Origin of the sequence: Agrococcus sp. Marseille-P2731 (genome assembly GCF_900117395.1) — a bacterium.
Taxonomy (GTDB): Bacteria; Actinomycetota; Actinomycetes; order Actinomycetales; family Microbacteriaceae; genus Agrococcus.
The window spans coordinates 269,069-295,142 of sequence record NZ_FPEG01000002.1 but is presented as its reverse complement, the minus strand read 5'-3'; the positions used below and the strand labels follow the sequence as shown (position 1 = coordinate 295,142).

Here is a 26,074-nt window from a genome sequence, read left to right as displayed (position 1 = left end):
TCACGACGAGGCAGGGATCCGGATCACCGGGTCCCTGCCTCGTTTCAGTTTTGAAGGAATGCCCGAGGCGCCTGCGCGTTGACCTGCGGTGGAGAGGACATCATGAGCATCGAGTTCGGAGCACACACCTTCGCCGCGGTCCCCGCGGTCGACGGGAAGCCCATCCCGCACGCGCAGGTGCTGCGCGACGTGGTCCAGGAGGGCATCGCCGCCGATCGCGTCGGGCTCGCGTTCTTCGGCATCGGGGAGCACCACCGCGAGGACTTCGCCGCCAGCGCCCCCGAGATCGTGCTCGGCGCGCTCGCCTCGGTGACCGAGCGCATCCGCCTCGGCACCGCCGTGACCGTGCTGTCGTCGAACGACCCCGTGCGCGTGTTCGAGCAGTTCTCGACGCTCGACGGCATCTCGAGCGGTCGCGCCGAGATGATCGTCGGCCGCGGCTCGTTCGTCGAGTCGTTCCCGCTGTTCGGCTTCCGGCTCGAGGACTACCAGGACCTCTTCGAGGAGCGGCTGGAGCTGCTCGCCGCGCTCGTGCGCGAAGAGCCCGTGACGTGGTCGGGGCGGCTCCGCTCGTCACTGACCGAGCAGTCGGTGCATCCGCGCTCGCAGGCCGCCGAACTGGGCGGCCGGATGCCGGTCTGGGTCGGCGTCGGCGGCTCGCCCGAGTCGGTCATCCGCACCGCGCGGCACGGGTTCGACATGATGCTCGCGATCATCGGCGGCAGCCCCGCGCAGTTCGCGCCCTTCGCCGGGCTCTACCGGAAGGCGATGGAGCAGTTCGGTCACGTGGGCGCCGACGGGTCACCGCTCGGGCGGGTGGGCATGCACTCCCCCGGCTTCGTCGCCGAGACCGATGCGGAGGCCAAGCGCACGCTCATGCCGCAGTGGATGGTCTACCGCAACCGGATCGGCCGGGAGCGCGGGTGGGGCGATGCGACCGAGCGCGAGTTCGACGCGCAGCTCGAGGAGCACGGCGCGATGTTCGCCGGCAGCCCGGAGACCGTCGCGCAGAAGATCGTCTGGGCCGTGCAGACCCTCGGCGTCGAGCGCTTCGACCTGAAGTACGACTCGGGCACGAGCCACGCGGACAACCTGCGCTCGATCGAGCTGTTCGGCACCGAGGTCATCCCGCGCGTCCGCGACCTGCTCGACCAGCGATCGGCGAGCGTGGGCTAGGCGAGGATCGCCTCGGCGCGCTCGAGCAGCTGCTGGGCCGCCGAGGCGCCCCGGTCGTCAGGGCGGCCGGCGTTCGCCAGCGCGTGACCGAGCAGGTGCGTGGCTGCGATGGCCCGCACCCGCTGATCGTCGAGCCAGCCGGCCTCGAGCTCGTCGGCGAAGGCGGCGAGGGCCCGAGCGGCGGCAGCCGACGGCGCGCGCTCGATCGACGAGACCACCACGTGGCCGAAGAGCGCGCCGCGGTCGTCGGCGGGATCGCCGAGACCCGCGGTGTCGATGTCGAGGATGCCCGTGATGACGCTCGGATCCTGCTCGTCGACGAAGACCTGGCCGAGGTGCAGATCCCCGTGGATGGTCACGGGCTTCGGCACCGGCGTGGCGCCGTAGCGCTGCGCGACGAGCGCCGCGAGGCGCGCCGTCTGGCGGGCGAAGACGGGCGCGGTCTCCTCCATCCGCTCGGCGTACCACTCGACGCGGCGCGCGAGCGACTCGCGCGCGCCGACCGTCACGGGCACGCCGGCCACCTGCTGCGTGAGCTCCTCGAGCCCGCGCGCGAAGCGGACGCGGTCGATGCGCTCGAAGACGTCGATCGCGGGCACGCCCGGCAGCTCGCCCAGCAGGACGAGCCCGGCGTCCGAGAACCCGAGCGAGCGCGGCACCCGGATCCCGGCGGCCGCGAAGCGCTCGTGCAGGTCGTGGATGGTGCTCGCGAGCGAGGGGTGCACGACCTTCGCGAACCAGCTGTCGGTCGCCGTGTCGACGCGCAGCACCGCTCGCTTGCCCGGCCGGTACGCCTCCATGCGCAGGCTCGCGCCCTCGGCGGCGATGCCGAACTTCGCCAGCACCACACCGGCTGCCTCCGGGTAGGACACGGCGGGCAGCGACGGCAGCGAGGGATCCTGCGGGTAGACCCACGCGGTCAGCCTCCGGCCGGATGCGTCGGCGAGCTCGACCGTGTGCTCGTCGGTGGGCGCGCTCGGCGAGGTGTTCACGTAGATGGTCACGCGCTCGATCGCGTCCTGCTGGGTGCGCACGCCGCAGGAGAAGCCGATGATGAAGCCCTCGTTGACCGGCTCGACGTCCTTCTGCACGAAGTCGACGAGCTCGCGGCCGCTCGCGGCGAGGAGCCGCGTGAGCACGGCGGCGGCATTGTCGAGCATGGGCACCATCCAACACCCCTGCGCCGCATCCGACGGCATCGCCGCGCGTATCGTGGAGTCATGCGCTGGCTGGGACGACTGATGGCCGAGCAGCAGGACTCCTGGCTGCAGGTGCTGAAGGTCGTCGTCGCGACGGCGCTCGCCTGGTTCGCCAGCCAGCTGCTGCTGGGGGTCGAGCTGCCGATCTTCGCCGCCATCGCCGCGCTGCTCGTCGTGGCGCCGAGCGTGAGCCAGTCGGTCGGCAAGGGCATCGACCGCTCGCTCGGCACGCTCGGCGGCGTCGTGCTCGCGTGGTTGGCGAGCCTCGTGCTGCCGCCAGGGCCGCTCGTGGTGCTCGCCGTGACGGTGCTCGCCATCGTCGTCGCCCGGGTGCTGCGACTCGCACCCATGGCGGCGAACCAGCTGCCGATCAGCGCCATGATCCTGCTCGCGCTCGGCGCCGGCTCCGGCCCGCTGTTCGGCTTCGAGCGCATCGTCGAGACCGTCATCGGCGCCGTGATCGCGCTCGTCATCAACCTCGTCGTCGTGCCGCCGGTGCACCACGAGCCCGCCGAGCGCGCGATGCGCGAGCTCGCCCACGCGATCGCCGACGCCTACGAGCGGGTCGACCGCTCCCTGGTCGCCGGCGCGCCGAGCGAGCACCTGCTCGAGGACGCGAGGGGGCTGCGCAGCAGCGTGCAGGCCGCGCGCTCCGCCATGGACGCGCTCGAGGAGTCGACCCTGCTGAACCCGCGCGCCCGGCGGCTGCGCGAGCGGCTCGAGCGCGACGAGCGGCTGCTGCTGACGCTCACCGTGCTCGCGAACCGCGTGATCGGCATGTCCCGCTCCATCGCGGACCGCCTGGACGCATCCGTCGCCGACGACCCGACGGTGCGCCGCATCGGCACGGAGGCGCGCAGGATCGCCCACGAGGTGCGCGCGCTCGTCGACCGGCAGGCGCTCGACGACGGCCGCACGACCACGATGCCGCGACTCGATGGCGAGCTGCTGACGACCCCGATCGAGGTGCCTGCGCCGCATCCGCTGCACTGGGTGCTCATCGGCGCCCTGCTGGAGGACCTGCGTCAGGCGAGGGAGTCGCTCGCCGAGGGTGAGGCCGTGTAGGGCACGAGCCACTGCAGCCGCCAGAACTCCTCCGCCGTGAGCTCGAACGAGTGGGTGTCGATCGACACCGAGCGCCGGACCTGATCGGGGTCGAGGTGCGGTCGGGCGAGGATCGTGACGGCCGGCTGGCGCAGGAGCGTCGACTTCCCGTAGTGGATCGCGATGATGTCGGCGGTCGCAGGCGTGTCGGAGACCACGTAGGCGCTCGCGAGCAGCCGCGAGCGACCGAGCATGCGCCAGGAGAAGTGACGCCCGGCCCACGCGGCCTCGGCGATCACCTCGCGATCGCCCTTGTCGGGGCGGTGGTACTCGTAGACCTCGCGCAGCTGCAGGGGCGAGTTGCGCACCAGCTCGAAGCTGACCCGCGGGTTCTTGCGCGCCTCATGCGTCCAGTACGGGAACGTGGTCGCGCGGATCGCCCAGGTGCCGCGGAGCAGCCGAGCGAGCTCGGCGGGATCGGCGACGCGTGACATGCCCTCAGGATAACCACCGGATACGCTCGCGTCATGGCGAACCACGACCTCGAGCAGGCGATCCGTGTGGCGACCAGGGCCTACGACGGCCGCGTCGATCGCCAGGGCGAGCCCTACGTGGCGCACGTGATCCGGGTGATGCTCGCGGTCGACACCGATGACGAGCGCACCGTCGCGCTGCTGCACGACGTCTTCGAGTGGGGCACCATCACCCTGCGCGAGTTCGCCAGCGCCAAGTTCCCCAAGCGCATCGTCGACGCGGTCGACGCGCTCACGAAGCGACGCGGCGAATCGCTCGCGGAGTACGTCGAGCGCGTCCAGGCATCCAGGCTGGCCACCACCGTGAAGCTCGCCGACCTGCGCGACAACGCGCTCGAGTCGCGGCTCGACGCGCTGCCGAGCAAGGCGGTGCGCAAGCGGCTCGTCACGATGTATCGCGAGACCGCCGAGCTCATGGGCGTCGACCTCGACGAGCTCTGCGGCCGCCGGGTCGTCTGAGGCGCTGCTACCAGATGCCCCACGGCCGCCGGCGCACGCGGCGCTCGATCGGCAGCAGCACCCGCAGGAACAGTCGATAGCGCTGCTCGTCGAGCACGAGGTCGTGGCTGGGCAGGTGGTCGACGATGGGCCCGAAGAGCCGCTTGAAGATGCCGGGCCCGTGCATGCGGTGCGACTCGTCGTCCGCCAGCCAGGACGGTGGGGTCGCATAGGTGTCGTAGACCTCGCGGCCGTGCTCCTTGAACCACTGCATCGCCGTCCACCGCATCAGGTGGGCCCCGCCGCGGATCGCGCGGTCGGGGACCGAGCCGCCGTCCTTCGCGAGGGCGTAGCGCCCGAAGCCGATCATGAAGGCGGATGCCTGGGGCCCCTCGTGCGCGCCGTCGTAGCCGAACCAGAAGTGGCCCTGGCCGCGATCGCAGAGCTCGCCCCAGAGGGTGCGGTAGTAGTCGTAGGGCTTCATGGTGGCGACGCCCTTGCCGCCGGCGACCGTCTGCATCAGCTCGTACATCTGCCGGAAGGTCTGCTCCCCCGGCTCGACCTTCTCGACCCGGTAGCCGTGCTTCACGGCGTTGCGGATGTGGTTGCGCAGCTTCTTGTTGAAGCCGGCGAAGATGTCGTCGACGGGCGGGGTGAGGTCGACGAGCACCGTGTGGATGTTCTGCTGGACGGTGTTCACCGCGCGGAAGCCGGCGGCGGCGAGCGCGTCGCGGCGCTCCTGCGTGTCGAGCTCGTAGGGCTCGACCTTGACGGCGTACACGCCCCTCGTGACGTCCTCGCGGGCCGCGCGCAGCGCTTCCGCGATGCCCGGCAGGTCGTCGAAGGCAGCGCCCGGGCCGAGCGGCAGGTACCAGAAGCGGCCGGCGAGGCTGCGGTGCTCGAGCGCGAGCACGTGCACGGTCGTGGCGGCAGCGGTCGCGCTCGCCTGCGCCTCGAGCACGAGGAAGACGGGGTGCAGGCGCTCGGTCGACTTGAGCCGCGCGTAGGCGAGCCCCTGCGTCCACTGCCCGCCGTCGGGGTTCGCCTCGACGCGGGCATCCCAGTCGGCGAGCTCCTCCTGGCGCGCGCGGCGGATCGTCCATCGGGCGGTCATCGCTGCCTCCTCATCGCTCACTCGCTCGCTCATCGCAGCGCATCCGTGCCGGGCTTGATGCGCCACTCGACGCGACGCACCGCGCGCTCCCAGAGGTTGTGGCGGGCGCCTCGCAGCACGATGTCGAAGGACGGCAGGTAGCTCACCACGGGGCCGAACTTCTTCTTGAACTGCCCCACCCCGTAGTACCAGTGGGTCTCGTCCTCCATGCTCTCGGGCTTCGGGGTGCCGCAGAGGTCGAACGCTGCCTTGCCATCGGCGGCGGCATCCTGCATCGCGCGCCACAGCAGCAGCGCGGCACCGCCGGCGATCGCGCGGGAGGGGCGAGAGCCGCCGTCCTTGTAGACGGCCGTGCGACCGGCGAGCGTCACGAAGATCGCCGCCTGCGCCTCGGCGGAGTCGTCGTCGTAGCCGAAGTAGAAGCGACCGTTGCCGGTCTTCGCGAACTCGCCCCAGAACAGCCGGTAGTAGGCGTACTCGCGCATCGCCGCGACGCCCTTGCCGCCGTTGATGGTCTTCAGCAGCTCGTAGAAGCGCTCGAACTCGTGCTCGGTCGCGTCGTGCGCCTCGATGCGCTCGATGCGGTAGCCCTTGTTCTCGGCACCGCGGATCGACGATCGCAGCTTCTTCTGGAACTGCATGATGAGATCGTCACCGAGGCTCAGGTCGAGCACGACGGTGTGCGTGAGCAGCTGCATGTCGCGGCTGCGCACGGCGCCGGTGGCCTGCATGCGCTCGATGAGCTCCGGGCTCCGCAGCAGGTGCGGCTCGACCTTGATCGCCAGCAGCCCCTGCTGCCGCATGCCGAAGGCGCGGATCGCTGCGACCATGCCCTCCAGGTCGTCGGTCGTCGGCCCGAGCGGGATGTACCAGTAGCGACCCAGCCACACGGTTCCCTCGTGGGCGAGGGCATAGACGGTCTGGGCTCCCTCGAGGACGAGGAAGCGCGGCGTCAGCCGGTCGTAGCGCTTGATCTCGCCCATCGCGCGGGCGCTGGTCATGATGCCGCCGTCGGGGTTCTGCTCGATGAGCGAATCCCAGCTGGCGATCTCGTCGTCGGTCGCGAAGCGGACCGCGGTCGTCTGCGCGCCGGTCATCGCAGGGTGTCCGGCCCCTTCGTGATGCGCCACTCGACGCGGCGCACGACGCGCTCCCAGAGCCGGTGGCGCAGCGGGTGCAGCACGAGGTCGAACGACGGGAGGAAGCTGGAGATCTCGCCGAAGCGCAGCTTGAACTGGGCGAGGCCGTGGAAGGGGTGGGTCGGGTCGTCGGCGCGCTCCGGCGGCGGCGTGCCGGCGAGGTCGAAGGCGAGCTTGCCCTCGGCGATGCAGTCCTGCATGGCCGTCCACAGCAGCAGCGCCGAGCCGCCGTTGATCTTGCGGTCGGGGCGCGAGCCGCCGTCCTTGTAGACGGCGGTGCGGCCGGCGGTGGTGACGAAGATGCCGGCCTGCGGCTCCTCGCCCTCGTCGTCGTAGCCGAAGTAGAAGCGGCCGGTGCCGCGCTCGGTGAAGCTGCGCCAGAAGGCGTCGTAGTACTCGCGCTCGCGCATGCCGGCCATGCCCTTGCCGCCGGCGACGGTCAGCATCATCGCGTGCATGCGGTCGAAGGTCGCCTGGCTCGGATCGGCCCGCTCGACGCGGTAGCCCTTCTTCGTCGCCCCGCGCACCTGGCGGCGGATCATCTGCGAGAACGAGGCGAACAGCTCCTCCTCGCCCATCGTCAGGTCGAGCACGACCGTGTGGGTCATGACCTGCATGTCGCGGCTGCGCTCGAGGCCCAGCGCGACCAGCTCGTTGCTGCGCTCCGGTGTGCGCTCGAGGTGCGGCTCGACCTTGACGACCAGCAGGCCCCGCTCACCCAGCGCGAACGCGCGCAGCCCGGCGATGACGGCCGCCATGTCGGTCGCGGTCGGCCCCATCGGCAGGTACCAGTAGCGCCCGAGCGACACCTTCCCCTCGAGGGCGAGGGCGTGGATGCGCTCGGTCGCGCCGCCGGCGACGGGCGCGTCGATCACGAGGAAGACGGGCTCGAGCCCGTCGAACCGCTTCGTCTCGGCGAACGCGAGCGACTGCACCATGTGCCCGCCATCCGGGTTCGCCTCGATGAGCGCATCCCACTCGGCGATCTCGTCGGAGGAGGCGCGGCGGACGGAAGCTGCAGTGGGCATGGAACCTCTCGGTCTGGCGGAGCCCCCAGCCTACGACGCGGCCTGCGGGGCGGTCGTCGGCTCGCCGCGCAGGTCGCGCACCAGCAGCGTCGCGCCCACCACGGCGACCGGCGTCGCCACGACGGCGACGCCCGGCACGAGCAGCAGCAGGTAGGCGACCATGCCGAAGCCCAGCGAGCGCCAGGAGCGCGTGCGCAGCAGCTCGCGCCGCTCCTCGAGCGTCAGGCCCCTGGCGTCGCCCGCGTAGCCGGTGAGCTCCCTGGCGAGCGCTCGGCCGCCGAGGAACGCGCCGAGCACGAGGCCGAGGACGGTGCCCACCACCGGGACGAGGCCGACGACGAAGACCACGAGGCCCGTGCCGATCGCCATGCCGATCAGCACGACGGCATCGCGCAGGCCCTTGCCGAGCGACGCCCAGAAGCCGCGCTCCGCGGCAGGCTCGAGGCCGCCGAGGCGCTGCTCGACCGCGCGCGAGATGCGCTCGTAGAAGGGGTCGCCGACCGCGAGCGTGACCGCAGCGAAGGTCAGCACGCACAGCACGACCACGCCGACGATGAGCCCGAGCGCGAGCGCGCCGCGCAGCAGCTCTGCCCACACCGCTCCCCAGCTGTCGGCGAAGGGCGTGAGCCAGGCAGCCCATCCGCCCACCTGGAAGCTGAGGAAGATCACGAGCGCGAGCATGAGGCTGCCGACGATGAGCGCCGGCACCGCCCCGAGCGCCATGAGCCCGGGGCTCGTCGCCCACGTGCCGAAGCCGCGCAGGAGCAGGGCAGCGCCCGCGAAGAGCTCAGAGATCCGATGCCGCATGCGCCCATGCTGGCACGACTGCCCGCACGCTCGGCGAGCGGGCTGCCGGGCGCCCGACACGATCCGCGTCGATACGATCGCCAGGTGCCCGCCTCCGCCCAGCCAGCAGCTGCGCGCCCGGCGCACGCGATCGCGGTGCTGCTCGCCGCCGTGCTCTGGGGCACGACGGGCACCGTCGCCCACTTCGCGCCGGCAGGCGCTGATCCGCTCGCGATCGGCCTCGCGACCTTCGGCATCGGCGGGCTCGTGCTCGGAGCGATCTCTGCGCGGCGCGTGCTGGCCGTGCTGCGCGAGCGCCGCCACCTCGGATGGGTGCTCGCCGGCGCGGTCGGCGTGGTGCTCTACCCGGCGTCCTACTACCCCTCGATGGCGCTCGCCGGCGTCGCGGTCGGCAACGTCGTGGCGCTCGGCTCCGGACCGATCTTCGCCGCGCTGCTCGAGTGGATCATCGAGCGGCGCCGGCCCGACCTGCGCTGGGCGATCGCGACGGGTGTGGCGTCGATCGGCATCGTGCTGCTCGCTGCGGGCGGCGGCCACGGTGCCGACGGGGCCACGGGCGCGGTGGCGGATGCGTCGCTCGCGCCCGTCGGCGTCGCGCTCGCGCTCGTGGCCGGGTTCGGCTACGCGCTCTACGCCTACGCCGGGGCGCGGCTCATCGCCCGCGGCGCTCCCTCCTCCGGCGCGATGGGCGCGCTGTTCCTCGTGGGTGGGCTCGTGTGCCTCCTCGGCCTCGCGGTCGTCGGGCTCGGCCCGCTCGTCTCCCCCGCCGGGCTCGCGACGATCGGCTACCTGGGGCTCGTGCCGATGGCGCTCGCCTACCTCCTGTTCGGCTACGGGCTGCGCGTGCTCGCCTCCTCCACCGCCACCACGATCGCGCTGCTCGAACCGGTCGTCGCTACCGTGCTCGCGGTGCTCATCGTGGGCGAGCGCCCTGGCCCGATCGGTTGGCTGGGCCTCGCGATCGTCGCCGCCGGCATCGGTCTGCTCTCTGTGCGCCGACCGCTTGACGGGCGACGATCGCGGAGTACGGTCGGATCCACGAGGCTGACGACGATCACGACGAAGGAGGCGAGGATGCCGAACCCGCGCATCAAGGACGAGGAGCTCTACGAGAAGCTGCGCGACGAGGGCAACTCGAAGGAGAAGTCGGCGAGGATCGCGAACGCCGCGGCTCGCGACGGGCGCTCCGACGTGGGCGAGCGCGGCGGCGACGCGGAGTCCTACGAGGATCGCACCGTCGACGAGCTGCGGCAGCGGGCGAAGGAGCTCGGCCTCGAGGGCTACTCGAAGCTCAAGAAGGATGAGCTGATCGACAGGCTCCGCGACCACTGACGCCGAGAGCCGCCGACGAAGGCGGTGGAAGGGGGCCCGGGTGCCGGATGCGACGCGCGGGCGCGACGAGACGCCGGAGGAGCGAGCCGATCGCAACTTCGCCGACATCCTCCAGGAGCTCCGGGTGGTGCTCACTGGCACCCAGCTGATCTCCGGCTTCCTCCTGGCGGTCGCGTTCCAGAGCGGCTTCGCCGAGCTCGACTCTGTCGAGGTCGCCCACTACCTGGTGCTCGTGGCGATCGCGGCGCTCGCGACCCTGCTGGGCATGACGCCCGTGGTGGTGCACCGCCTCCACTTCGCGCGGCGCATGAAGGCCGACGTCGTGCAGGTCGGCAACCGCTTCCTGCTCGCGACCCTCGTGGTCGTCTCGGCGCTCGTCGTCGGGGTGACCGCCTTCATCTTCGAGGTGGTCGTCGGTCTGACGGCCGGCACGTGGGCCGCGGGCGGGACGCTCCTGGTCGTGGCGGCGCTGTGGTCGCTGGCCTGGAGCCTGCGCCGCGCCGGGCACGACGACTGAGGCCCTGACCCCGGCCCCCGCGCCGCGCTGCTCCCCCGTGTGTCGCCGCGTTACCGGCGGCCTGGTCGCCGGCGCCACCCCGGTGCGACGCTGAGGCGAGGGCACAGATGGGGGGCTTCGATGACGGCGCACTGTCGCGGCGAGCACGCGTGGGACGGGATCAGCACGGTCGACCTCGAGCGGCCCTCGAGCCGCAAGTGGAGCCTGCACCCCGGGACGATCGGGGCATGGGTGGCGGAGATGGACTTCGGCACCGCGCCGCCCGTGCGCGAGGCGCTGCGGCGCGCGATCGACGACGACGTGCTCGGCTACCTCTCCCCCGCGACCGCCGCGGCGCTCGGCGAGGCGACTGCCGACTGGCAGGCCGAGCAGTTCGGCTGGCACGTCGACCCCGAGCGGGTGCACGCGGTCTCCGACGTGATGGCCGCGCTCGGCGTCGCCGTCGAGGAGTACTCCCCGGCGGGCTCGGCCGTCATCGTGCCCACGCCCGCCTACATGCCCTTCCTCACCTACCTGCAGACCCTCGGTCGCGAGGCCGTGGAGGTGCCCGGCGTCGTGGTGGACGGTCGGTGGCAGCACGACCTGGACGGCATCGACCGCGCGTTCGCCGCCGGAGCGCGAACGCTCGTGCTGTGCAACCCGCACAACCCGACCGGCACCGTGCTGCCGCGCGCAGAGCTCGAGCAGATCGCCGAGCTCGTCGACCGGCACGGCGCGCGTGTCTTCGCCGACGAGATCCACGCCTCCATCCGCTTCGACGGCCGCGAGCACGTGCCCTACGCCTCCGTCTCGCCCGCCGCCGCTGACCATGCGATCACCGGCACGAGCGCCTCCAAGGCCTGGAACATCCCCGGGCTCAAGGCCGCGCAGCTCATCACCTCGAACGCGGCCGACCAGGCCGTCTACGAGCGCTTCGGCTTCGCAGTCGTGCACGGCGCCTCGACGCTCGGCGTCATCGCCTCGACCGCCGCCTACCGAGAGGGCGGGCCGTGGCTGCGCGAGGTGTGCGCCTACCTGGAGCGCAACCGCGACCTGCTCGGCGCGCTGCTCGCGGAGCGGCTGCCCGGGGTGCGCTGGCACCCGCCCGAGGCGACGTACCTCGCGTGGCTCGACCTGCACGAGCTCGCGCTCGGCACCGACGCCCCCGCGACCCTGCTGCGCGAGCGCGCTGGCGTCACCCTCACCGACGGCGCTCGGTGCGGCGTCGGCTTCGAGCAGCACGTCCGCCTCGTGTTCGCCACCCCCGCGCCCGTGCTCGAGGAGGCGGTCGACCGCATCGCGTCGGCGCTGTCGCCCATCGCAGCAGGAGCCGGCCGATGAGCGAGCGCGCGTGGGCCTTCGAGACCCGGCAGATCCACGCCGGCGCGATCGTCGACGCGGAGGCCGGCGCCCGCGTCACGCCGATCTACCAGAGCGCCGGCTACGTCTTCGACAGCTTCGACGACGGGGCGGAGCGGTTCGCGGGGCGCAGCGCGCAGCGCGCCTACTCCCGCAACGACAACCCGACGAACGTCGTGGCGGCGCAGCGCATCGCCGATCTGGAGGGCGGCATCGACGGCGTGCTGGTGGCGAGCGGGCAGGCCGCCATCGCGGCGGCGCTCGCCGCGCTCGCCCAGGCCGGCGACCACGTGCTCACGACCGACCGGCTCTACGAGGGCACGCGCGAGATGATGCGCGGCGTGCTGCGGCGCCAGGGCATCGCGTTCGAGGCGGTCGCGCTCGGCGCCGACGAGGAGACCTGGATCGCCGCGGTGCGACCGGAGACTCGCGCGATCTACGCGGAGTCGATCGCGAACCCGCTCGGTGAGGTGGCCGACCTCGCGCTGCTCGGTCGCGTGTCGCGGCGCACGGGCGTGCCGCTCGTCGTCGACAACACCGTGGCGACCCCGTTCCTCTGCCGCCCCTTCGAGCACGGCGCCGCCGTCGTCATCCACTCGACGTCGAAGTGGCTCAGCGGCCACGGCTCGGTCATCGGCGGCGCCGTGGTCGACGGCGGCACCTTCGACTGGTCGGCGGCGCCCGAGCGCTTCCCGCACCTGCACACCGCGCGGCCGCACGGCGCACCGTCGTTCGCCGAGCGCTTCGGTCGTGCCGCCTACGTCGCCTACCTGCGCTCGGTCGTCGTCCTCGAGCAGGGCCCGAGCTTCCCCGCCACGAGCGCCTTCCTGCTGCTGCACGGGATCGAGACGCTCTCGCTGCGCATGGAGCGGCACGTCGCCAACGCCCTCGCGGTCGCGACGGCGCTGCGCTCGCACCCCGCCGTCGCCCGCCTGCACTACCCCGGCGTCGACGACGGGCAGGCGGCCGTCGTGGCGCGGCTGCTGCCCGACGGCGCGGGCTCGATCGTCTCGATCGAGCTCGCGGGCGGGGTGGAGGCGGCGCGCGCCTTCCTGGACGGGCTGCGGCTCGTGAGCCAGATGACGCACATCGGCGATGTGCGCACGCTCGCGATCCACAGCGGCAGCACCATCCACGGCAAGCTCGAGGAGGCCGAGCGGCGCGAGCTCGGCATCACGCCGGGGCTCGTGCGCATCTCGGTGGGCCTCGAGCGCGCCGAGGACATCGTGGCCGATCTCGTGCAGGCCCTCGAGGGGGTCCCGGCATGAGCCTGCGCTACTCGTTCGAGCTGTTCCCGCCGCGGGATCCCGCCGCGTCGCAGCGCGTGGACGCTGCGGTCGACGCCTTCGTCGCGCTCGCGCCCGAGTTCGTCTCGGTCACCTTCGGCGCCGGCGGCTCCACCTCTCGGCACTCGCTCGCCGTGCTGCAGCGCCTGCTCGACGGCGGCGCGAACCCGATGGCGCACCTGACCTGCACGGGGCTCGGCGTGGCCGAGACCGCCACGCTCGTGCGGCAGTTCCTCGACGCGGGCGTCACGCGCTTCCTGGCGCTGCGCGGCGACCCGCCGCGCGACGGCGCCCCCATGCCGCGCACCTCGCTGCAGTCGGCCTCCGAGCTCGTGCAGCTCATCCAGCGCATCGAGTCCGAGCGCGTGCCCTACGCAGAGGTGCGGCTGCCGGGGCTGCGCGCATCCTCCCTGTCTGCACGGCGCGCGGCCACCGAGGTCGCCGTCGCGGCATTCCCGAACGGTCACCCCGGTGCGGGGGTGCACCGCTCGGACATCGACGCGCTGCTCGCGAAGCAGGCCGCGGGCGCGACGATGGCCATCACGCAGCTCTTCTTCGATCCCTACGACTACGCCCGCTTCGTCGAGCTCGCCCGCGCGAGGGGCGTCACGATCCCGATCGTGCCCGGCGTCACCATCCCGACCTCGCACCGGCGGCTCGTGCGCTCGGCGGAGCTCGCCGGCGAGGGCCTGCCGCGCGTGCTCGCGGAGCGGCTGGAGCGCGCGGAGCCGGAGGATGCGGTGCGCATCGGCGTCGACGCGGCGGTCGCGCTCATCACGGCCCTCGCGGAGCACGACCCGCCGGGCGTGCACCTCTACACCTTCAACGACCACCGACCGGCGATCGACGTCCTGGAGGGCGTCGGCGCACTGCCCCTCAGCAGCACCGCAACGACAGGAGCATCATGACCAGCACGACTCCGCAGCCCTTCCCGGGCGGCACCATCCTCGGCTACCCGCGCATCGGCCGTCACCGCCAGCTCAAGCGAGCCCTCGAGGCGCATTGGCGCGGCACGCTCGACGACGCGGCCTTCCACTCCGCTGCCGCCGCGAACCGCCTCGAGGACCTCGAGCGGCTGCGGTCGCTCGGGCTGCGCGCCGACGACGCGTCGATCCCGGTGGAGGCCGCCCACTACGACCACGTGCTCGACGCCACGCTCACCTTCGGCGCCGTCCCGCCGCGGCTCCGTGGGCGGCTGCCCGAGGGCCTGGCCGGCGAGTGGCTGCTCGCCCGCGGTGACGCTGACGACGCCCCCCTCGAGATGACGAAGTGGCTCGACTCGAACTACCACTACCTGGTGCCGGAGCTCGACGCCGAGTCGATGTTCGCGCTCGCAGACCGCCGCATCGTCGACCGCTTCATCGAGGCTCGGCAGGCAGGCGTGCACGGGCGCCCGGTCGTCGTGGGCCCCGCGACGTACCTCGCGCTCGCGAAGGCGACGGGGATCCGTCCCATCGACCTCGCCGACCGGCTCGTGCCCGCCTACCGCGCGCTCGCGGAGGCGCTCGCGGAGGCGGGGGCCACCTGGGTGCAGCTCGACGAGCCTGCGCTGATCGCCGACCTCGACAGCGCGAGCCTGGAGGAGCTGCAGGCGGTCGCGCGCGCCGGTGCCGAGGCGGTCCGCGCCGCGGGGCTCTCCGTGCTGCTGCACGTCGGCCACGGGGATGCCGCGGGCCGCGTCGAGCCGCTGGCCGACGCCGTCGACGCGCTCGCGGTCGACCTGGTCCGGGGCGCGGCGCCCGACACCGCGGCGACGCCGCTCATCGCCGGTGTCGTGCACGGGCGCAACGTCTGGCGCACCGACCTCGACGCCGCCCTCGAGCAGCTGCAGGAGCTCGCGACCCGCGGGCCCGTCTCGGTCGCGACGAGCACCGGGCTCCTGCACGTGCCGCACGACCTGGGCGCTGAGGGGTCGCTGCCGCCGAGGCTTCGATCCTGGCTGGCCTTCGCCGATCAGAAGGTGCAGGAGGTCGTGGTGCTCGCCGCCGCGCTCGCCGGCACGGTCGACGAGGCGGCCTTCGGGGCCGCCCGCAGCGCGGTGCTGGATCGCGCCGCCGCGCCCGGCGTGCGCGATGGCTCGGTGCGGCAGCGACTGGCCTCCCTGCCCGCCGACGCGCGCGAACGCGCGGCCTACGCGCAGCGCGCGCCCGTGCAGCAGGAGGCGCTCGGCCTGTCACCGCTGCCCACCACGACGATCGGATCGTTCCCGCAGACGAGCGAGATCCGCGCCGCGCGTGCGCGTCACGCGAGGGGCGAGCTCGGGGCTGCGGAGTACCGCGACACGCTGCGGGCCGAGGTGCGCCGCGTCATCGAGCTGCAGGAGGAGCTCGGGCTCGACGTGCTCGTGCACGGAGAGCCGGAGCGCAACGACATGGTGCAGTACTTCGCCGAGCACTTCGAGGGCTTCGCGGCGACGCAGCACGGATGGGTCCAGTCCTACGGCTCGCGCGCGACTCGCCCCTCGATCCTGTGGGGCGACGTGTCCCGAGCAGCGGCGTTCACCGTCGAGTGGATCGCCTACGCGCAGTCGCTCACCGACCGCGTCGTGAAGGGCATGCTCACCGGCCCCGTGACGATCCTCGCCTGGTCGTTCGTGCGCGACGACCAGCCGCTCGGGGAGACGGCGGACCAGGTGGCGCTCGCGCTCGCCGACGAGATCGCCGATCTCGAGGCGGCAGGCATCCGCATCGTGCAGGTGGACGAGCCGGCGCTGCGCGAGCTGCTGCCGCTGCGGCGCGAGGCGAGGCCCGACTACCTCGACTGGTCGGTGCGCGCCTTCCGGCTCGCGACGGCTGGCGCGCGGCCCGAGACGCAGATCCACACGCACCTCTGCTACTCCGAGTTCAACACGGTCGTCGACGCGATCGACGGCCTCGACGCCGACGTCACGAGCATCGAGGCCGCGCGCTCGGGCATGGAGGTGGTCGGCGCGCTGGTCGACCACGGCTTCGGTCGGGGCATCGGGCCGGGCGTCTACGACATCCACTCGCCCCGCGTGCCCGCCGCGGAGGAGCTCGATCGCCTCCTGCGCACGGCGACCGAGGGCATCCCCGACGGGCTGCTCTGGGTGAACCCGGACTGCGGCCTGAAGACCCGCGGCTACGACGAGACCGTCGCGAGCCTGCGTGGCCTGGTGCAGGCTGCGCGTCGGGCGCGGGAGGCCCTCGCGCGCGTGTGACGCCGTGTTGCACCGGAGCGTGCGGCCACGGACTCCATCGGCTTGGCTAAGAGCAGCACCAAGCACAACTTATGGAGGCCATCGTGAACCGCACCACCCACCGGCACCGGGCAGCGCTCGCGCTCGCCCTCGCATCCGCCATCGCGCTCACCGCGTGCTCGGCGAGCGAGGCGAGCGCGCCGCAGCCCGGCAGCGACGGCCCGACGGCCGGCGGCACCCTCACCTACCTCGAGCACCAGGCCTACACCTCGCTCTACCCGCCGAGCGCCGGCTTCTACCCGAACGGTGCGCTCGTCAACAACCTGACGGCACGGCTGCTGCACCAGGACCCGGAGACGCTCGAGCTCGAGCCGTGGCTCGCCACCGCGCTGCCGGAGGTGAACGAGGACGCGACCGAGTACACCTTCGACCTCCGCACCGACGTCACCTACTCCGACGGCACGCCGCTCACCGCCGAGAACGTCGTCGCCAACCTCGACCTCTTCGGGCAGGGCGACACCGATCGGGCGCTGATCGTCAGCGAGGCCATCAACAACTACGAGCGCGGCGAGGTCGTCGACGACGACACGGTGCGCTTCCACTTCAGCGCCCCGGCTCCCGGCTTCGCGCAGGCGGTCTCGACCATCAACTCGGGGCTGCTGGCGGATGCGTCGCTCGAGCTCGACAGCGAGGGCTTCGGCCCCGGGAACGCCCAGCGGATCATCGGCGCTGGACCGTTCACCGTGGCGTCCGAGCAGCTCGGGACCAGCATCCGACTGGCGGCGCGGGAGGACTACGACTGGGCGCCGCCCTCCGCCGCGCACCAGGGCAGGCCGCTCGTCGACGCCGTCGACGTCGTGATCGCCCCCGAGGACAGCGTGCGGATCGGCTCGCTCACCTCTGGCCAGGCGCACATCGCCCGGCAGGTGGAGCCGCAGCACGAGGCGCAGGTCACCGCGGCGGGCCTCGAGGTCGTCGCGGCCCAGACCAACGGCGTGAACAACGGCCTGAGCCTCCGCTTCGACCACCCGCTGCTGTCCGACATCCGAGTGCGGCAGGCGATCATCGCCGGCATCGACCGCCAGGAGGTCGTCGACTCGATCTTCTCGGCGGAGTACCCGCTCGCGACCTCGTCGCTCAGCCGCACGGCGCTCGGCTACGAGGAGCAGGCGGATGCGTATGCCGTCGACCGCGAGCGGGCGAACGCGCTGCTCGACGAGGCGGGCTGGACGCTCGGCTCCGACGGCATCCGCACGCGCGACGGCGAGCGGCTGCACCTGGTCGTCAACGAGGCGCTGCCGCAGCCGCGCTCGCGCGACGTAATCACGCTCATCTCGCAGCAGCTGCGCGAGATCGGCGTCGAGCTCGAGCTGTTCCAGGGCGACCAGGCCGCGCAGACGGCTGCCTCCAGCGACATCGAGCAGATCCAGATCTACCACTCGATGGTCGGCCGAGCCGACTTCGACGTCATCAAGAGCCAGTACTCGATCGACAACCGCAACACGCTCGCCAACCGCGATGCCGACGGCGAGCCGATCGACGCCGAGCTCGAGGCGCTGCTGCAGCAGGTCGCCTCCGAGCCCACCGCCGAGGGGCGCGTGACAGCCTCCGCCGCGGTGCAGGCGCACCTGACCGAGCAGGCCTACGTGCTGCCGCTCTTCGAGGAGCCCCAGGTCTACGGCCTGCAGCCGGTCGTGCACGGCTTCGAGACCGAGTCGGTCGGCCGCCCGAGCTTCGCGGGCGTCTGGCTCGAGGACTGACGTGGCGCTCCCCTACCCCCTCCGGCGCACGGGCCAGGCGGCGCTCGTCGTGGTCGCGACCTTCGTGCTCGCGTTCCTGCTGCTGCAGGCGCTGCCTGGCGACGCCATCGTCGCCCGCTACGCCAGCCCCGAGCTCGGGCTGAGCGCCGCCCAGCTCGAGGAGCTGCGCGCGGCGTACGGTGCCGACCAGCCCGTGTGGCTGCAGCTGTGGCAGTCGGCGGCAGGCTTCCTGACGGGTGACCTCGGCACCTCGCTGCAGAGCGGCGCCGACGTCGAGGCGCTCATCGTCACGGCGCTGCCCTCGACGCTCACGCTCGCCTCGCTCGGCCTCGTCACGGCCGCGCTGCTCGCCGTCGGGATCGCGGTCGTGGCGACCTTCGGCGGCGCCGAGTGGCTGCGGCGCGCGTTCCGCTCGCTGCCGCCGCTGTTCGTCTCGATCCCGGTGTTCTGGCTCGGCATCGTGCTGCTGCAGGTCGTCTCCTTCCAGCTCGGACTCGTGCCGGTCATCAGCGCGAGCCCGGCGGAGGCGCTGGTGCTGCCGGTGCTCACCATCGCTGTGCCGATCGCCGCGCCGCTCGCCCAGGTGCTCATCCGCAGCATCGACGACGTGGTCGCGGAGCCCTTCATCGCGGTCGCGCGGTCGCGCGGCGCGGGCACGGCGTGGCTGCTGCCCAGGGAGGTCGCGCGCAACGCGCTGCTGCCGACCCTGACGATCGCCGGCGTGCTCTTCGGCGAGCTGATCGCGGGAGCGGTCGTGACGGAGACGGTGTTCGCCCGCAGCGGTCTCGGCAGGCTCACGCAGGAGGCCGTCGCCACCCGCGACATCCCGGTGCTGCAGGCCATCGTCGTCGTCTCGGCGATCGGCTTCGTCGCCATCAACCTGATCGTCGACCTCGTCGCGCCGGCCATCGATCCGCGCCTGCGCAGGGCGGTGCGCGCATGAGCGCCATCACCTCCGCCCTGCTCCCCCGCCGCGTCGACGCGACGCCCGCGCGGCGGCTGCCGGCCCTCACCCTCGTGCTCGCGGTCGCGGTCCTCGTCGTCGCGCTCGCGTGGGCGATCGTGCCGTGGCTGTTCACCGCCCAGGACCCGGTCGCCGGCGTCGCCCTCGATGCCCTGCAGGCGCCGAGCGCCGCACATCCCTTCGGCACCGACGCAACGGGTCGCGACGTGCTCGCGCGCGTCATCTTCGGCGCCGGCAACTCGCTCTCCGGCGCCGCGGTCGCGGTGCTCGTGGGGCTCGTGGCCGGCACGGGCATCGGCGTGCTCGCGGGATCGGTCGGCGGCGTCGTCGAGGAGGCGCTGATGCGCGTCGTCGACGTGCTGCTCGCCATCCCCGGCCTGCTCCTGTCGCTCAGCGTCATCGTGCTGCTGGGCTTCGGGGTCTGGAACGCCGCCATCGCCGTGGGGGTCACCTCCATCGCGGTCTTCGCCCGGCTCGCGCGCTCGCAGGTCGTGCGGGTGCGCCGCAGCGACTACGTCGAGGCCGCGTTCGGCTCCGGCGGCTCGTTCCTCGCAGTGCTGTGGCGCCACGTGCTGCCCAACTCGCTCGGCGCGGTGCTCGCGCTCGCGGCGCTGCAGCTCGGCAGCGCGATCCTGCAGATCGCGACCCTCGGCTTCCTCGGCTACGGCGCGCCGCCGCCCACGCCTGAGTGGGGCCTCCTCATCGCGGAGAGCCGCGACTACGTCGCCACCGCCTGGTGGCTCACCACCCTGCCGGGGCTCGTCGTCGCGGCCGTCGTCCTGTCGGCCAATCGCGTCGCGGCAGCGATCAGAGAGGCAACAGCATGAGCGCCCTGCTCACGATCGACGACCTGGCGGTCTCCTACCGCACGCGCGGCCGGCCGCGCACGGCGGTGCACGGCGTCAGCCTCGAGCTGCAGCGCGGCGAGGTGCTGGCGCTCGTCGGCGAGTCAGGCTCTGGCAAGACCACCATCGGGCAAGCGGCGATCGGTCTGCTGCCGAGCGGCGGGCGCGTCGAGCGCGGCGCCGTGCGGCTGCACCTGGCGGGTGGCCCGGTGGATGTGACGAGCCTGCCACCGCGCGCGCTCCAGCAGCTCCGCGGCGCACGCATCGCGCTCGTGCCGCAGGACCCGGGCACCTCGCTCAATCCCGTGCAGACGATCGGCGCATCGGTCGCCGCGCCCCTGCGCATCCACCGCTGGGGCACGAGGGAGGCGATCCGGCGTCGCGTCGTCGAGCTGCTCGAGCGCGTCGGGCTCGACGACCCCGAGCTGCGCGCGACGCAGTACCCGCACGAGCTCTCCGGCGGCATGCGGCAGCGCGCGCTCATCGCGGCAGCCGTGGCGCTCGAGCCCGACCTGATCATCGCCGACGAGCCGACCAGCGCCCTCGACGTCACCGTCCAGCGGCGCATCCTCGACCTGCTCGACGAGCTGCGCGGCGAGCTGGGCTCGAGCGTGCTGCTCATCACCCACGACCTGGCGGTCGCCGCCGAGCGCGCCGACCGCATCGCGGTGCTCCGCGCGGGCCGGCTCGAGGAGCACGGCGACACGCGTGCCGTCCTCCGGGACCCGCAGAGCGACTGCACGGCAGTGCTGCTCGCCGATGCGCCGGCGCTCTCCGACGCCTCGCCGCGGGTGCCGCTCGTGGCGACCGAGCCGCTCGTGACGATCGACGGCCTCGTGCACGAGTACGGCGCGCGCTCGGCGGGCAGGGCAGGCGGGGCGGGCAGGGGTGCGGATGCGCTCCGCGCGGTCGACGAGGTCGGGCTGCGGATCGCGCGCGGCACCACGCACGCCCTCGTCGGCGAGTCGGGCTCCGGCAAGACGACGATCGGCCGAGCGCTCGCAGGCTTCCACGCGCCCACGGCCGGCACCATCCGGATCGGCGACCTCGACGTGCTCGCCGAGCGCGGCAGCCGACGGCTGCGACGAGCCGTGCAGCTCGTCTCGCAGAACCCCTATGCCGCACTCGACCCACGGCGCACGATCGGGCAGACGATCGGCGAGCCGCTGCAGAACCTGCCGGCCGGCCACGGCGGCGTGCGAGCGCGCGCCGCGCTCGCGCAGCGCGTCACCGCGGCTCTCGGGCAGGTCGCCCTGCCCGCCGAGATGGCCGACCGGCTGCCGCGCGAGCTCTCCGGCGGGCAGCGGCAGCGCGTCGCGATCGCCAGGGCGCTCATCATCGAGCCGGAGGTCGTCGTGCTCGACGAGGCGGTCTCCGCCCTCGACGTCACGGTGCAGTCGCAGATCCTCGACCTGCTCGAGCACCTGCAGCGCGAGCTCGGCCTCACCTACCTGTTCATCACCCACGACCTCGCGGTCGTGCGCCGCATCGCCGACACCGTCACGGTGCTGCGCCGCGGCCGCGCGATCGAGACGGGCACGGCGCAGCAGGTGCTCTCGAGCCCCCAGCACGACGACACGCAGGCGCTGCTCGACGCAGTGCCGGCACCCGAGTGGCTGCGGGACGCCCGCCGCGGCCAGCACGCTCGGGCAACCCTCACCGGGCAGCTGGAGGTGGCGTGATGGCGCCGACGATCGGATTCTTCACCCGCGTGCTCGACGATGCGGATGCCGCGGAGCGCTACCGCATCGCGCTCGGACAGATCGAGCTCGCCGAGCGGCTCGGCTTCTCGTCGGCGTGGGTGGCGCAGCACCACCTCGACGGCGCCGAGGGCGGCCTGCCGTCGCCCTTCGTGCTGCTCGCGGCAGCGGCCGCGCGCACGTCGAGCATCGGGCTCGGCACCGCGATCCTCACCCTCGCCCACGAGCATCCGGCGCGGGCGGCCGAGGATGCCGCGGTCCTCGACGCGATCTCCGGTGGCCGCGCGCAGCTCGGGCTCGGCACGGGCGGCAGTCCGCACACGCTCAGCGCCTTCGGCGAGGATCCCGAGCACCGCAGGGCGATCTACGACGCCAAGCTCGTGCGGCTGCGCTCGCTGCTCGCGGGCACGGCGGATGTCGCGATCTACCCGCCGCCGTCCGCGGGGCTCGAGCGCCGGATCTGGCAGGCGACCTTCTCACCCGAGGGCGCGAGGGCGATCGGCGCGCAGGGGGACGGCCTGATGCTCTCGCGCGTGCAGCCGGTCCCCGCCGGCCATGTCGGCGAGGTGCCACCGCGCGTGTGGGAGGTGCAGCGCCCGCTCGTCGACGCCTACCTCGAGGCGCTCCCCGCGGGCGTCGCGCCGCGCATCCTCGCCTCGCGCAGCGTCGTGGTCGTCGACCGCGCCGACCGGCGCGCCGTGCGGGCGCGCGCCGAGGCGGGCATCGGCCGGCAGATCGAGCAGCTGCACCGCATCGCACCCGGCTCCCTCCCGCTCGACGAGCTGCTCGTGCGCAGCGAGACGCACCTCGGCACCGCCGAGGAGGTCGCCGAGTCGCTCGCCGCCGACGTGATCGCCGCCGGCGCCACCGAGGTCTCGATCCAAGCGCACTCGGTCGACCCCGCCGCATCCATCACCCACCGCTCGCTCGAGCTCTTCGCCACGGAGGTCGCGCCGGCGCTCGGCTGGCGCGTCGGAGCCCCAGGCCGCGCGCGCACCACCGAGGAGGCACGCCATGTCGCGTGACGTCATCGACCATCTCGCCGAGATCGCCGCGGGCTCCCCGCTGGACGCGATCCGCAGGGCGCGCCCCGACGCCAGGGAGCACGCGCAGCAGAGCTTCCTGGCCCTGCTCGAGCCTGCGCAGCCGGGCGAGCTGCGGCTGGTCGACCGCTACGCGGTCGCGGCCTACGCCGCGCTGCTGCACGACGAGCGCTCGCGCGCCGCGGCCTTCTACCTCGAGCTGCTCGCCGACGAGGCCGAGCCCGGGCTCGTCGCGGCCGTGCGCCGTGCGGCCGAGGCGGGCCGCGCATCCGGACCCTACGGCGACTACCGCGAGAGCGCACTGCGCAGCGAGGCGGTCGCCGGCCCCGCGGCCGCGATCGAGCGCGGCGTCATCGGTCCCCGGCTCGCCGCGGCGCTCGAGCACGCGCACCTGCTGGTGCTGCACCCGCGCGACGCCCGGCCCGAAGCGCTGCGCGCGCTCGTCGCGGCCGGCTGGGGTGCCGACGCGATCGTGTCGCTCAGCCAGCTCGTCGCCTTCCTCTCCTTCCAGCTGCGGCTCGTGCACGGGCTCCGCGTGCTCGCGGCGACGCCCGCGGGCGCCCAGCTGGCCACCCGCGCATCCGCAGAAGCCACCGCATGACGCACATCACCGACCACCCGGACCTCCGCCGCCCCGACGCGTTCACGCAGCGAGGCCTCGGCTGGGTGCCGTGGGCGCCGCCCGTCGCAGAGCGCGACCTCACGGAGGCGCAGCGCGAGGCGCTCGTCGAGCCCGGGAGGGCTGCGAGCCCCTACTTCCGGCTGCTCGCGCGCGACCCGGAGGCGCTGCGTGCGCGCACGCTCACCGATCTCGACATCTTCGGCAACGAGCACGGCGGGCTGCCCCGCTGGGAGCGCGAGCTCTCGGCCACCGCGACCTCCCGCGTCAACGGCTGCGTCTTCTGCGCCTCCGTGCACGCGCGAGCGGCGTCGCGGCTGTCGGGTCGCACCGAGGATGTGCAGCGCCTGCTCGACGAGGGCGTCGGCGCTCGCGTCGACGAGCGCTGGGACGCGATCGCGGATGCCTCGGCCGCGCTGACGACGACGCCGTCGTCGTTCGGCGCGGAGCACGTCGAGCGCCTCCGCGCGGCGGGCCTCGACGACGCCGCCATCGTCGACCAGCTCAGCGGCGCCGCGTTCTTCAACTGGGCGAATCGGCTGATGCTGTCGCTCGGCGAGCCGGAGGTGGTCTGATGGGCGTGCCGACGGTGCTCGACCACGTCGTGCTCGCCGGGCCGGAGCTCGGCGCGATCGTCGACGGCTTCGAGCGGGCGACCGGCGTGCGCGCCGCGGCGGGCGGCAGGCACCCGACCGGCACCGCGAACGCCCTGGTCGCGCTCACGCACCGTGGCGCCCGAACGCGCCAGTACCTCGAGCTCATCGGGCCTGACGCCGAGGCGGGCTTCTCGGCGGACGAGGTGCCGAGGTTCGGCATCGATCGCCTCGCGGCCGAGGGCGTCGACTCGCAGGTCGTCAGCTTCGCCATCGCACCGGCGTCGCTGGAAGCAGCGGTCGTCGACGCCCGCGCCGCCGGCTTCGCCTACGGCGATCCCGAGCCGCTCTCGCGCGCGACGCCAGACGGGCGCGAGCTCGCGTGGCGCCTCGCGCTGCCCGAGGACGAGCGCCGCCCGCCGTTCCTGATCGACTGGGGCGCCACGCCGCATCCGGCGCTCGAGGCGGCACTGCCGACCATCGAGCTCGTCGCCCTGCGGCGCCTGGCGCGCGACCCCGCGGCGGAGGCGGCGCGCTTCGCGGCGCTCGGCATCGAGGTGGGCGACGGGAGCGGTGCGCTGCAGGTCGTCGGCTCCGAGGCCGACGGATTCGAGCTCGAGGTGGCGGTCGGCGAGGGCACGATCGTCATCCGCTGACGGCGCGATCGATGCCTGATCGTGACTCGCCCAGATCGCGCTGTGGTTCTGCCCTGAGTAGGCTGGGCATCAGTCGAACCTGAGGAGTCACCGATGTCCGACATCACATTCCAGCTGCTGGCCATCGGCCTCTACTTCGCGGCCATGATCGCGATCGGCGTCTACGCCGCGCGCAAGACCAAGAGCCACGAGGACTACATGCTCGCGGGGCGCGAGCTGAGCCCCTTCACGGCCGCGCTCTCCGCCGGCGCCTCCGACATGTCGGGCTGGCTGCTCATGGGTCTGCCGGGCGCCATCTACGCCGCCGGGCTCATCGAGGGGTGGATCGCCATCGGCCTGACGATCGGCGCCTACCTCAACTGGAAGCTCGTCGCCCCGCGACTGCGTGCCTACACGGAGGTGTCGAACAACTCGATCACCATCCCGAGCTTCTTCGAGAACCGCACCCGCGACCGCTCGCGCCTGCTGCGCATCGTCTCGGCGCTCATCATCCTCATCTTCTTCACGTTCTACGTCTCCTCCGGGATGGTCGCCGGCGGCGTCTTCTTCGAGTCGTCCTACGGCTTCAACTACGTCTGGGGCATGGTGCTCGTCGCCGGCGTCACGCTGCTCTACACGCTCTTCGGCGGCTTCCTCGGCGCATCGCTCACCGATGTGGTGCAAGGCATGATCATGCTGATCGCGCTGATCACGGTGCCGGTCATCGCGTTCTTCACGGTCGGCGGCCTGCAGGGCGTGCAGGACGGCATCGCCGACTCGGGCGTCGAGCTCACCGGGCTCTTCCCGGCCGACCTGAACGGCCTCGTCATCCTCGGCATCGTCTCCTCGCTCGCGTGGGGCCTGGGCTACGTCGGCCAGCCGCACATCATCGTGCGCTTCATGGCGCTCAAGAGCGTGGCGGCGGCGAAGCCCGCTCGTCGCATCGGCATCTCGTGGATGATCGTCTCCCTCATCGGCGCGGTCTCCTCCGGCTTCATCGGCATCGCCTACATGCAGCAGGCGGGCACGCTCGACATCAACCCCGAGACCGTCGTGCTCGCGATGTCGCAGGCGCTCCTGCACCCCTTCGTCGCCGGCCTCGTGCTCGCGGCCGTGCTCGCGGCGATCATGTCGACGCTCTCGAGCCAGCTCATCGTGACCTCTTCGGCGCTCGTCGAGGACCTCTACCAGGTGTTCTCGAAGGGCAAGCCCTCGCAGCGCGTGCTCGTGCTGCTGGGCCGCGGCTGCGTGCTGCTCGTCGCCCTCGTCGCCGGCATCATCGCGCTCGACCGGTCCGGCACGATCCTCGGCCTCGTCGGCTTCGCCTGGGCGGGCTTCGGCGCCGCGTTCGGGCCGATCGTGCTGCTGAGCCTCTACTGGCGCAAGCTCACCAACTGGGGTGCGCTGGCCGGCATGATCGTCGGCGCGGCGACCGTCTTCATCTGGGACGCGATCGAGAAGGGCACGGGCATCGAGTTCTTCACGCTCTACGAGATCCTGCCCGGCTTCCTCTTCAACCTGATCGTCGCGGTGGTCGTCAGCCTCGTCACCCTGAAGAACGGCACCGCTGACGACGTCGCCGGCGTCGACGAGGAGTTCACCCGCACTGGCGCGATCGTCACCCAGAGCACCTCGCGCGGCGCGAGCGACGCGGACGCCGACGCGACCGGCGCGCCCGCGAGCGCTGCCGACCGCTCAGACGTGCCCTGATCTTCATCTGATCGACGCCTGCCGTTCGCCGGCAGCCAGGAGGCGCCGCGATACCCTCGAGGTTCGCGGCGCCTCTGCGCGTGCAGGAACCCAGGGG

Annotated in this window: 24 protein-coding genes and 1 pseudogene; 19 read left to right on the top strand and 6 right to left on the bottom strand. The window is 73.0% G+C overall.

The genetic code is table 11. From position 1 onward, the window contains the following. Nucleotides 1-102: 102 nt before the first annotated feature. On the top strand, nt 103-1,176 hold the full coding sequence (locus BQ6202_RS05300) for an LLM class flavin-dependent oxidoreductase (RefSeq protein WP_072313437.1): 1,074 nt from the start codon (nt 103-105) through the stop codon (nt 1,174-1,176). On the opposite strand, the gene BQ6202_RS05295 is transcribed toward BQ6202_RS05300, so the two are convergent. Next, nucleotides 1,173-2,336, bottom strand: a complete 1,164-nt coding sequence (locus BQ6202_RS05295; protein WP_072313436.1) for a phosphotransferase family protein — start codon at nt 2,334-2,336, stop codon at nt 1,173-1,175. The genes BQ6202_RS05300 and BQ6202_RS05295 overlap by 4 nt on opposite strands. Nucleotides 2,337-2,396: 60 nt before the next feature. On the opposite strand from BQ6202_RS05295, the gene BQ6202_RS05290 reads away from it, so the two are divergent. Beyond that, entirely contained in the window at nt 2,397-3,440 is a 1,044-nt protein-coding gene (locus BQ6202_RS05290) for an FUSC family protein (protein ID WP_072313435.1), read from the top strand. On the opposite strand, the gene BQ6202_RS05285 is transcribed toward BQ6202_RS05290, so the two are convergent. Beyond that, nucleotides 3,401-3,913 (bottom strand): hypothetical protein, encoded by a 513-nt coding sequence (locus BQ6202_RS05285; RefSeq protein WP_072313434.1) that lies wholly within the window; start codon nt 3,911-3,913, stop codon nt 3,401-3,403. The genes BQ6202_RS05290 and BQ6202_RS05285 overlap by 40 nt on opposite strands. Before the next feature lie 33 nt (nt 3,914-3,946). Here BQ6202_RS05285 and BQ6202_RS05280 point away from each other — a divergent pair, with 33 nt between their 5' ends. Next, nucleotides 3,947-4,411 (top strand): HD domain-containing protein, encoded by a 465-nt coding sequence (locus tag BQ6202_RS05280; protein WP_072313433.1) that lies wholly within the window; start codon nt 3,947-3,949, stop codon nt 4,409-4,411. Between the two features lie 7 nt (nt 4,412-4,418). Here BQ6202_RS05280 and BQ6202_RS05275 read toward each other — a convergent pair whose 3' ends face one another. The 4 genes from BQ6202_RS05275 to BQ6202_RS05260 are packed head-to-tail and all read right to left on the bottom strand — an operon-like array spanning nt 4,419 to nt 8,478. Next, the gene (locus BQ6202_RS05275; RefSeq protein ID WP_072313432.1) at nt 4,419-5,504 is read right to left on the bottom strand and encodes a lipid II:glycine glycyltransferase FemX; all 1,086 of its coding nucleotides are present in this window, start codon (nt 5,502-5,504) and stop codon (nt 4,419-4,421) included. A gap of 29 nt (nt 5,505-5,533) precedes the next feature. Beyond that, nucleotides 5,534-6,601, bottom strand: a complete 1,068-nt coding sequence (locus BQ6202_RS05270; protein WP_072313431.1) for a lipid II:glycine glycyltransferase FemX — start codon at nt 6,599-6,601, stop codon at nt 5,534-5,536. Then, nucleotides 6,598-7,671 (bottom strand): lipid II:glycine glycyltransferase FemX, encoded by a 1,074-nt coding sequence (locus BQ6202_RS05265; protein WP_072313430.1) that lies wholly within the window; start codon nt 7,669-7,671, stop codon nt 6,598-6,600. Before BQ6202_RS05265 ends, BQ6202_RS05270 begins: the two co-directional genes overlap by 4 nt. 30 nt (nt 7,672-7,701) lie before the next feature. Continuing rightward, entirely contained in the window at nt 7,702-8,478 is a 777-nt protein-coding gene (locus tag BQ6202_RS05260) for an EI24 domain-containing protein (RefSeq protein ID WP_072313429.1), read from the bottom strand. Between BQ6202_RS05260 and BQ6202_RS05255 the strand changes: the two are divergent. The 16 genes and pseudogenes from BQ6202_RS05255 to putP form a co-directional block, all read left to right on the top strand. Then, nucleotides 8,470-9,456: pseudogene (locus tag BQ6202_RS05255) on the top strand (DMT family transporter); the annotation flags it as partial. The gene BQ6202_RS05260 and the pseudogene BQ6202_RS05255 overlap by 9 nt on opposite strands. A gap of 96 nt (nt 9,457-9,552) precedes the next feature. After that, entirely contained in the window at nt 9,553-9,810 is a 258-nt protein-coding gene (locus tag BQ6202_RS15000; protein WP_200792222.1) for a DUF7218 family protein, read from the top strand. Nucleotides 9,811-9,850: 40 nt separating this feature from the next. Beyond that, a complete protein-coding gene (locus BQ6202_RS05250; protein ID WP_072313427.1) occupies nt 9,851-10,327 on the top strand; it encodes a DUF6328 family protein in 477 nt (158 codons plus the stop codon). 120 nt (nt 10,328-10,447) lie between these two features. Beyond that, nucleotides 10,448-11,647 (top strand): MalY/PatB family protein, encoded by a 1,200-nt coding sequence (locus BQ6202_RS05245; RefSeq protein WP_072313426.1) that lies wholly within the window; start codon nt 10,448-10,450, stop codon nt 11,645-11,647. Further along, entirely contained in the window at nt 11,644-12,933 is a 1,290-nt protein-coding gene (locus tag BQ6202_RS05240) for an O-acetylhomoserine aminocarboxypropyltransferase/cysteine synthase family protein (RefSeq protein ID WP_072313425.1), read from the top strand. The genes BQ6202_RS05245 and BQ6202_RS05240 overlap by 4 nt, the downstream gene beginning before the upstream one ends. Continuing rightward, a complete protein-coding gene (locus BQ6202_RS05235) occupies nt 12,930-13,859 on the top strand; it encodes a methylenetetrahydrofolate reductase (RefSeq protein WP_072313424.1) in 930 nt (309 codons plus the stop codon). Before BQ6202_RS05240 ends, BQ6202_RS05235 begins: the two co-directional genes overlap by 4 nt. Beyond that, nucleotides 13,856-16,129, top strand: coding sequence for a 5-methyltetrahydropteroyltriglutamate--homocysteine S-methyltransferase (gene metE / locus BQ6202_RS05230; protein ID WP_072313423.1), 2,274 nt, complete (start codon nt 13,856-13,858; stop codon nt 16,127-16,129). Before BQ6202_RS05235 ends, metE begins: the two co-directional genes overlap by 4 nt. Before the next feature lie 83 nt (nt 16,130-16,212). Next, the gene (locus tag BQ6202_RS05225; RefSeq protein WP_072313930.1) at nt 16,213-17,868 is read left to right on the top strand and encodes a TIGR04028 family ABC transporter substrate-binding protein; all 1,656 of its coding nucleotides are present in this window, start codon (nt 16,213-16,215) and stop codon (nt 17,866-17,868) included. Nucleotide 17,869: 1 nt separating this feature from the next. Next, complete coding sequence (locus BQ6202_RS05220; RefSeq protein ID WP_072313422.1) at nt 17,870-18,811, top strand: ABC transporter permease; 942 nt, start codon at nt 17,870-17,872, stop codon at nt 18,809-18,811. After that, on the top strand, nt 18,808-19,659 hold the full coding sequence (locus BQ6202_RS05215) for an ABC transporter permease (protein ID WP_072313421.1): 852 nt from the start codon (nt 18,808-18,810) through the stop codon (nt 19,657-19,659). The genes BQ6202_RS05220 and BQ6202_RS05215 overlap by 4 nt, the downstream gene beginning before the upstream one ends. Continuing rightward, nucleotides 19,656-21,359 (top strand): dipeptide ABC transporter ATP-binding protein, encoded by a 1,704-nt coding sequence (locus BQ6202_RS05210; RefSeq protein WP_072313420.1) that lies wholly within the window; start codon nt 19,656-19,658, stop codon nt 21,357-21,359. Before BQ6202_RS05215 ends, BQ6202_RS05210 begins: the two co-directional genes overlap by 4 nt. Continuing rightward, nucleotides 21,359-22,402 carry an LLM class flavin-dependent oxidoreductase gene (locus BQ6202_RS05205; protein WP_072313419.1) on the top strand — a complete coding sequence of 348 codons (1,044 nt, stop codon included), beginning with the start codon at nt 21,359-21,361 and terminating at the stop codon, nt 22,400-22,402. Before BQ6202_RS05210 ends, BQ6202_RS05205 begins: the two co-directional genes overlap by 1 nt. Then, on the top strand, nt 22,392-23,021 hold the full coding sequence (locus BQ6202_RS05200; protein ID WP_072313418.1) for a CMD domain protein: 630 nt from the start codon (nt 22,392-22,394) through the stop codon (nt 23,019-23,021). The genes BQ6202_RS05205 and BQ6202_RS05200 overlap by 11 nt, the downstream gene beginning before the upstream one ends. Next, nucleotides 23,018-23,614, top strand: coding sequence for an alkylhydroperoxidase domain protein (locus BQ6202_RS05195; RefSeq protein ID WP_072313417.1), 597 nt, complete (start codon nt 23,018-23,020; stop codon nt 23,612-23,614). Before BQ6202_RS05200 ends, BQ6202_RS05195 begins: the two co-directional genes overlap by 4 nt. After that, nucleotides 23,614-24,288, top strand: a complete 675-nt coding sequence (locus BQ6202_RS05190) for a VOC family protein (RefSeq protein ID WP_072313416.1) — start codon at nt 23,614-23,616, stop codon at nt 24,286-24,288. Before BQ6202_RS05195 ends, BQ6202_RS05190 begins: the two co-directional genes overlap by 1 nt. A 93-nt stretch (nt 24,289-24,381) precedes the next feature. Then, entirely contained in the window at nt 24,382-25,977 is a 1,596-nt protein-coding gene (putP, locus tag BQ6202_RS05185; RefSeq protein ID WP_072313415.1) for a sodium/proline symporter PutP, read from the top strand. The last annotated feature ends 97 nt before the right edge of the window (nt 25,978-26,074 follow it).

Bases quoted from the DNA above. Each gene is read 5' to 3' on its own strand.
- BQ6202_RS05210 (WP_072313420.1), top strand. From the start codon at position 19,656: ATGAGCGCCCTGCTCACGATCGACGACCTGGCGGTCTCCTACCGCACG.
- BQ6202_RS05240 (WP_072313425.1), top strand. From the start codon at position 11,644: ATGAGCGAGCGCGCGTGGGCCTTCGAGACCCGGCAGATCCACGCCGGC.
- putP (WP_072313415.1), top strand. From the start codon at position 24,382: ATGTCCGACATCACATTCCAGCTGCTGGCCATCGGCCTCTACTTCGCG.
- BQ6202_RS05275 (WP_072313432.1), bottom strand. From the start codon at position 5,504: ATGACCGCCCGATGGACGATCCGCCGCGCGCGCCAGGAGGAGCTCGCC.
- BQ6202_RS05280 (WP_072313433.1), top strand. From the start codon at position 3,947: ATGGCGAACCACGACCTCGAGCAGGCGATCCGTGTGGCGACCAGGGCC.
- BQ6202_RS05260 (WP_072313429.1), bottom strand. From the start codon at position 8,478: ATGCGGCATCGGATCTCTGAGCTCTTCGCGGGCGCTGCCCTGCTCCTG.
- BQ6202_RS05215 (WP_072313421.1), top strand. From the start codon at position 18,808: ATGAGCGCCATCACCTCCGCCCTGCTCCCCCGCCGCGTCGACGCGACG.
- BQ6202_RS05205 (WP_072313419.1), top strand. From the start codon at position 21,359: ATGGCGCCGACGATCGGATTCTTCACCCGCGTGCTCGACGATGCGGAT.
- BQ6202_RS05195 (WP_072313417.1), top strand. From the start codon at position 23,018: ATGACGCACATCACCGACCACCCGGACCTCCGCCGCCCCGACGCGTTC.
- BQ6202_RS05200 (WP_072313418.1), top strand. From the start codon at position 22,392: ATGTCGCGTGACGTCATCGACCATCTCGCCGAGATCGCCGCGGGCTCC.
- BQ6202_RS05265 (WP_072313430.1), bottom strand. From the start codon at position 7,671: ATGCCCACTGCAGCTTCCGTCCGCCGCGCCTCCTCCGACGAGATCGCC.
- metE (WP_072313423.1), top strand. From the start codon at position 13,856: ATGACCAGCACGACTCCGCAGCCCTTCCCGGGCGGCACCATCCTCGGC.
- BQ6202_RS15000 (WP_200792222.1), top strand. From the start codon at position 9,553: ATGCCGAACCCGCGCATCAAGGACGAGGAGCTCTACGAGAAGCTGCGC.
- BQ6202_RS05235 (WP_072313424.1), top strand. From the start codon at position 12,930: ATGAGCCTGCGCTACTCGTTCGAGCTGTTCCCGCCGCGGGATCCCGCC.
- BQ6202_RS05245 (WP_072313426.1), top strand. From the start codon at position 10,448: ATGACGGCGCACTGTCGCGGCGAGCACGCGTGGGACGGGATCAGCACG.
- BQ6202_RS05270 (WP_072313431.1), bottom strand. From the start codon at position 6,601: ATGACCGGCGCGCAGACGACCGCGGTCCGCTTCGCGACCGACGACGAG.
- BQ6202_RS05290 (WP_072313435.1), top strand. From the start codon at position 2,397: ATGCGCTGGCTGGGACGACTGATGGCCGAGCAGCAGGACTCCTGGCTG.
- BQ6202_RS05295 (WP_072313436.1), bottom strand. From the start codon at position 2,336: ATGCTCGACAATGCCGCCGCCGTGCTCACGCGGCTCCTCGCCGCGAGC.
- BQ6202_RS05300 (WP_072313437.1), top strand. From the start codon at position 103: ATGAGCATCGAGTTCGGAGCACACACCTTCGCCGCGGTCCCCGCGGTC.
- BQ6202_RS05285 (WP_072313434.1), bottom strand. From the start codon at position 3,913: ATGTCACGCGTCGCCGATCCCGCCGAGCTCGCTCGGCTGCTCCGCGGC.
- BQ6202_RS05190 (WP_072313416.1), top strand. From the start codon at position 23,614: ATGGGCGTGCCGACGGTGCTCGACCACGTCGTGCTCGCCGGGCCGGAG.